This is a genomic window from Jeotgalicoccus marinus DSM 19772, from assembly GCF_000425825.1.
GTDB classification, from domain to species: domain Bacteria; phylum Bacillota; class Bacilli; order Staphylococcales; family Salinicoccaceae; genus Jeotgalicoccus; species Jeotgalicoccus marinus.
Genome location: NZ_AUEE01000023.1, coordinates 1 through 5,457 on the forward strand (window position 1 = coordinate 1; position 5,457 = coordinate 5,457).

General features: G+C 36.0%; 7 protein-coding genes and 2 rRNA genes. 8 read left to right on the top strand and 1 reads right to left on the bottom strand.

From position 1 onward, the window contains the following. The 8 genes from H624_RS12785 to H624_RS0109055 form a co-directional block, all read left to right on the top strand. A 23S ribosomal RNA gene (locus H624_RS12785) occupies positions 1 to 95 on the top strand; the annotation flags it as partial. 73 nt (positions 96 to 168) lie between these two features. Further along, positions 169 to 283: ribosomal RNA gene (gene rrf, locus H624_RS0109025) — 5S ribosomal RNA — on the top strand. 101 nt (positions 284 to 384) lie between these two features. Next, on the top strand, positions 385 to 846 hold the full coding sequence (gene tsaE, locus H624_RS0109030) for a tRNA (adenosine(37)-N6)-threonylcarbamoyltransferase complex ATPase subunit type 1 TsaE (RefSeq protein WP_035857062.1): 462 nt from the start codon (positions 385 to 387) through the stop codon (positions 844 to 846). Next, a complete protein-coding gene (gene tsaB, locus H624_RS0109035) occupies positions 827 to 1,459 on the top strand; it encodes a tRNA (adenosine(37)-N6)-threonylcarbamoyltransferase complex dimerization subunit type 1 TsaB (protein ID WP_026867291.1) in 633 nt (210 codons plus the stop codon). The genes tsaE and tsaB overlap by 20 nt, the downstream gene beginning before the upstream one ends. A 5-nt stretch (positions 1,460 to 1,464) precedes the next feature. Then, positions 1,465 to 1,890 carry a ribosomal protein S18-alanine N-acetyltransferase gene (rimI, locus tag H624_RS0109040; protein WP_051220556.1) on the top strand — a complete coding sequence of 142 codons (426 nt, stop codon included), beginning with the start codon at positions 1,465 to 1,467 and terminating at the stop codon, positions 1,888 to 1,890. Then, positions 1,883 to 2,911, top strand: coding sequence for a tRNA (adenosine(37)-N6)-threonylcarbamoyltransferase complex transferase subunit TsaD (tsaD, locus tag H624_RS0109045; RefSeq protein ID WP_026867293.1), 1,029 nt, complete (start codon positions 1,883 to 1,885; stop codon positions 2,909 to 2,911). The genes rimI and tsaD overlap by 8 nt, the downstream gene beginning before the upstream one ends. A gap of 249 nt (positions 2,912 to 3,160) precedes the next feature. Continuing rightward, positions 3,161 to 4,612 carry a ribosomal protection-like ABC-F family protein gene (gene abc-f, locus H624_RS0109050; protein WP_026867294.1) on the top strand — a complete coding sequence of 484 codons (1,452 nt, stop codon included), beginning with the start codon at positions 3,161 to 3,163 and terminating at the stop codon, positions 4,610 to 4,612. Between the two features lie 45 nt (positions 4,613 to 4,657). Further along, positions 4,658 to 5,092 carry a VOC family protein gene (locus H624_RS0109055; protein WP_026867295.1) on the top strand — a complete coding sequence of 145 codons (435 nt, stop codon included), beginning with the start codon at positions 4,658 to 4,660 and terminating at the stop codon, positions 5,090 to 5,092. Between the two features lie 88 nt (positions 5,093 to 5,180). On the opposite strand, the gene H624_RS0109060 is transcribed toward H624_RS0109055, so the two are convergent. Next, positions 5,181 to 5,457 (bottom strand): transposase (locus H624_RS0109060; protein ID WP_211220898.1); only part of this gene is annotated, 277 nt, incomplete at its 5' end.

Consider the following 5,457-nt stretch of genomic DNA (forward strand, 5'->3'; position numbering starts at 1 on the left):
TAGATGCCTCAGAGACTATGAGGTTGATAGGTTCGGCGTGTAAGTGTGGTGACACATTGAGCGGACGAATACTAATCCATCGAAGACTTATTCAAAGTAAGAAATAAATGAGTGCGTTCACTCTTTACTGACACTTCTATTTGGTTTTGAATGTATATACATTCAAAGTCTGGCGGCGATGGCGGAGAGGCCACACCTGTTCCCATGTCGAACACAGTAGTTAAGCTCTCCAGCGCCGATGGTAGTTGGACTGACGTCCCGTGAGAGTAGGACGCTGCCAGGCAAATACATATAAATATATGGATGCGATGAGCCGCATTGAGACCTTCCGAGGTCTCTTTTTTTGTATTATAATGAATAATAAATCCTTTGAGGAGATCTTTGATGTATACTTTTGAACTTAATGCTTTATCTGATACTGAACGTTTCGCAAAAGCATTTTCTGAGGAGATAGATCCTGGAACTGTTATATTGTTAAGTGGTGATTTAGGAAGTGGAAAAACAACCTTTACCCAATTTTTAGGAAAATCCCTAGGTGTTAAGCGACATATGACATCGCCCACATTTAACATTATTAAATCATATAATGGGAAGTATAAAATTCATCACATGGATTGTTATCGTTTAGAAGATAGTGATGAGGATTTAGGTTTTGATGAATACTTTAATGACAATGATATTGCCATAGTTGAGTGGCCACAATTTATTGAAGAATATCTACCGAATGAGTATATATCACTAGAGCTATCATATGGAAATGATAATAGAAGAAACTTAGTCATGAATGCGACGGGTGATAATAATATTAGAATAGCAGGTGAAGTTCATGATCAGTTTATTGATTGATACATCAAATCAGGCCTTATCTGTAGCACTTAACCGTGATGGTAAACTCGTTGCGGAAATCAATACGAATTTTAAAAAAACACATTCTGAAACTCTATTAGAAAATATCAATAAACTCTTAAATATTGGAGATATTAAGAAGCAAGATATAGACCGTGTGATTGTTGCAAGGGGACCAGGTTCTTATACAGGTATAAGAATTGCAGCTACTGTTGCTAAGATGCTAGCAAAAGGCTTAAATATCCCACTGTACTCTGTATCTTCGCTCTTTGTACTTGCAGCATCAGAAAGAATTGAGGGTCCTGTAACAGCCCTTATAGACGCTAGACGTGAAAGTGTCTTTACTGCAACATATGACTTTAAAAACAGTGAAGTTAAGATTGTTAACGAACCAAAGTATAAAACATTCATAGATGATAAGGCATCAACTTATTTTTTAAATGGTGATGAGAAGCGATCAATTCATATAAGCGAATTTGTCGACGTTGGACCTAGAATTGCATGTGTAGAACAATATAATAATATGTTAAGGGAAGAAGATGTTGATGCGTTTACCCCTGATTATTTACGTATCTCGGAGGCGGAAAGAAATTGGCAGGACAACCAGCAATAAGAAAAATGCAGCTTGAAGATTTAAATACTGTAATTAAGATAGAAGAAGAAGCATTTAAAGATACGACTTGGACAATTGAGGCATATACGAGGGAACTAGTTATGAATCAATTTGCACACTATTTTATCCTAGAAATAGATGATGAAATTGTGGGTTATACTGGTATCTGGTTGGTCATTGATCAGTGTCAAATTACGACAGTTGCTATCAAAAAATCGATGCGTGGTAAGGGCTATAGCCATCTTTTAATGGAACATATCAAGGAATTTGTTAGAGGTCAGGCAGATACGATTTCCTTGGAAGTTAGAGTAGACAATACACCCGCTTTAACGCTGTATGAAAAAAGTGGTTTTAACTATGGTGGCGTACGTAAAAATTATTATGGAGAAGGGCTTGATGCACACGTGATGTGGGTGAATATTGATGAGTAAAGATGTGAAGATACTAGCAATTGAAACAAGCTGTGATGAAACTGCTGCGAGTGTCATTTTGAATGGTAATGAAATACTATCTAATGTTGTCGTCAGTCAAATAGAGAGTCATAAGAGATTTGGAGGCGTTGTGCCTGAAGTTGCTTCAAGACATCACGTTGAGTCCATTACTAAGGTAATAGAGCTTGCAATGGATGAAGCAGAACTAGAACCAAGTGACCTAGATGCTGTGGCTGTAACAGAAGGTCCGGGTTTAATTGGTGCCTTATTAATCGGTATTAATGCTGCGAAAACTTATGCCTTCGTTCATGACCTCCCATTAATCCCAGTTCATCACATTGCTGGTCATATTTACGCAAGTCAGCTCGAACAACCACTACAGTTTCCACTCGTCTCATTGGTAATTTCAGGTGGCCATACAGAGCTTGTTTATATGAAAGATCATTTTTCTTTTGAAATCATCGGGGAAACTAGAGACGATGCAGTGGGGGAAGCTTTCGATAAGGTCGCCAGAGTGATTGATTTACCGTATCCAGGCGGACCACATATCGATAAACTTGCTCAAACTGGGGAAGACACCTTTGATTTCCCCAGAGGTTTAATGAAGGAAGATACTTACGATTTTAGTTTTTCAGGTTTGAAGTCGGCTGTCATAAACAAACTTCATAATTATCGACAAAAAGGTTTAGAAGTCAATAAAAATGATGTAGCGGCAAGCTTTCAAAAAAGTGTCGTGGATGTTTTAACAGATAAGACCTTCAAAAGCTTAAAAGCGTATAAGGTAAAAAATCTAGTCATTGCAGGTGGGGTAGCTGGAAATAGTGAGATTCGTCAGCGTTTTTCTGAACTGAGTGAGGAGAATGGTATAGCTTTACACATTCCTGCCCTAAAATTTTGTACGGACAATGCTGCAATGATTGGTGCTGCAGCTTATCATTTATATACAAAAGACCACAGAGCAGACCTTACCCTAAACGGTAGAAGTTTTATAGATATAGAGGCTTATGAATTTACGACCTAGAAATTTAGTGTAAATTTTGTTATAATGAGTATAAATAATTTTAAGGAGTGACAGAAATGGGAATCCCACGTATTTGGACAACAATTTTGAATCAATAATTAAATAATTCAAAAGTCTTGTCCAAACTATATTACATGGGAGTAGTATGCCTATTTTTAACACTTTTTATAGTACGGTAAAGACAGCTTAAAGCTGTCTTTTTTTATGACCTAAATATAGTTTGCAAGCTCATAAGGAGTGCAAATTATAATGAATACTTTAACAATAAGATTAAAAGATATATCAGTTAGTTTTGGCAATAAGGATATCTTTGATATCGATGATTTATCAGCCTATATTAATGATCGAATTGCAATTGTTGGTAAAAACGGTACAGGAAAATCAACTTTGCTAAAACTACTTGCAGGTGAATTAGAAGAATATACTGGGGAAGTTCAAAGAGAAAACGACTTTAACTATTTTAAACAAATTGAAGACACTAATTATCAAAGTGATAATGATATGGACTTTGAGATGCTAAGCCGCTTAAATGTTCCAGAGAATGAGGGTATGAGCGGAGGAGAACAAACTAAATTTAGAATTGTTAAAGCCCTTTCGACATATCAATTAGGACTATTACTAGATGAACCGACAACACATCTGGATAGTGAAAGCATAGACTATCTTTTAGATGAATTGAGATACTATTACGGTACTTTAATATTTGTAAGCCATGATCGATATTTTATAAATCAGTTGGCAACAAAAGTTTGGGAAATCTCAGATGGTACGATAAGAGAATTCAATGGGAATTATGATGATTATTTAGAGACAAAAGAAAAAGAAGCACTAGAGCAAGCTCACGAACATGAAAAAACGGTTAAGGAAAAAGCAAGGCTCGAAGCTGCGATCGACAAAAAAGCTCAGAAGGCAGAGAAATTGGCTGGAAAAGCTAAAGGAAATGATATTAAACCGGATCGACTATCAAGTTCCAAACAAAAAGATACTGTACAAAAACAAGCTTTTAAGGCAGTTAAAGCCATGGAGAGCAGGTTGAGTCAGTTAAAAGAAACATCATCGCCGATGGAGAGTAAAGACATTCAATTCCCTCTTTCAAAAGACTTAGAAATGCATAACAAATTTCCGATTATGGGAAGAGATGTATCTATTTCTAGGGGAGATCGATTACTTCTAGATCAGGTTAATTTTCAATTTCCACTAGGAGCAACCATAGCAATAACTGGAAGCAATGGTTCTGGGAAATCGAGTTTCCTAAATGAGTTAATACATGACGAGGAAGGGTTTGAGCTATCTCCTAAAATAAAATTTGGATTTTACAAACAGATGGATTATAAATTACAGGGCAATACCTCTGTCTTAGACTTCCTACTAGCCAAATCTACACTCACTGCAGATAAAATTAGAGCGATATTAATTAATTTAGGTTTTACTATCGATGAAACAATAAAACCAGTGAACAAGCTAAGTGGAGGAGAAGCTACAAAAGTGTCCTTAGCACTCATGTTTGTCGAACCTTCCAATGTGATTATTATGGATGAACCAACGAACTTTATCGATATTAAAACGATTGAGGCATTGGAGAAATTCATTAAGGGCTATAAAGGTACAATTATTTTGACCTCACATGATAAATATTTTGTTAACAGAATCGCTGATTATGTTTATAAAATTGAAAATCAAAACTTAGTAGAAGTTCGCTAAAACGGGTATGTAGTAATGTAAAATTATTTAAGGAGTGAGTCGAAGATTAAAAATGTCCAGTACTTTAACTTTGCGGATGCGTTAGGTGCTTTAAAATTTTATGAAGAAAATTTCGGGGCAACAGAAGTTGAAACAGCTTTAGCGTCTGATCCAATGTTTAAAGAAAACTTAGATCAAGTGGGAATGACTGAAGAAGAGGCTGAAACATTTGTGATGAATGCATCATTTAAGATTTTAGACCAGCCCTTTATGGTAAGTTCAACTTGGGAGCAAAAGGAAATCGACAACTCAGGTGCCATCAACGTTTTTACCTTCGATTCAAGTAACAAAGCGGAAGTACAGACAATTACAGACTTTTACAACAAAGCAGTCGAAGCAGGTTTTGAAGTAACAATGGAACTCGGTCCGACTGAATGGTCGTCACATTTTGGTGGGGTCAAAGATCCATATGGTCTTGAGTGGATGTTTAACGGAGAATAGAAATGTATATAAGCATGTTCTTTTAGGCTCTACGTCAAATAAGGTTGATGAAACAATTTATCTGACTGTCTAACTTGCTTTATGCAAGTTAGACAGTCTTTTTTTGTTCAGGTTTATATAAACGCGTCATCAATAATATTCGATCTCTGAAATGCGCAAAGTTCTTGTAACCAAAAGCCATCCGTTTTAATACTTTGATACTGTTATTGATACCTTCTAATGGGCCGTTTGTTAGTGTTGGATAATGTAATGTGTTTTCAATATAGGATTCATACTTCTTAAATGTTCGTAATACTCGACGCATGCCAGGAGATAATGGAACCTGATTAGAAGTTTGAATCAATGTTTTAAACTGGCTCATATGG

Bases quoted from the DNA above. Each gene is read 5' to 3' on its own strand.
- tsaD (WP_026867293.1), top strand. From the start codon at position 1,883: ATGAGTAAAGATGTGAAGATACTAGCAATTGAAACAAGCTGTGATGAA.
- tsaE (WP_035857062.1), top strand. From the start codon at position 385: ATGTATACTTTTGAACTTAATGCTTTATCTGATACTGAACGTTTCGCA.
- tsaB (WP_026867291.1), top strand. From the start codon at position 827: ATGATCAGTTTATTGATTGATACATCAAATCAGGCCTTATCTGTAGCA.
- rimI (WP_051220556.1), top strand. From the start codon at position 1,465: ATGCAGCTTGAAGATTTAAATACTGTAATTAAGATAGAAGAAGAAGCA.
- abc-f (WP_026867294.1), top strand. From the start codon at position 3,161: ATGAATACTTTAACAATAAGATTAAAAGATATATCAGTTAGTTTTGGC.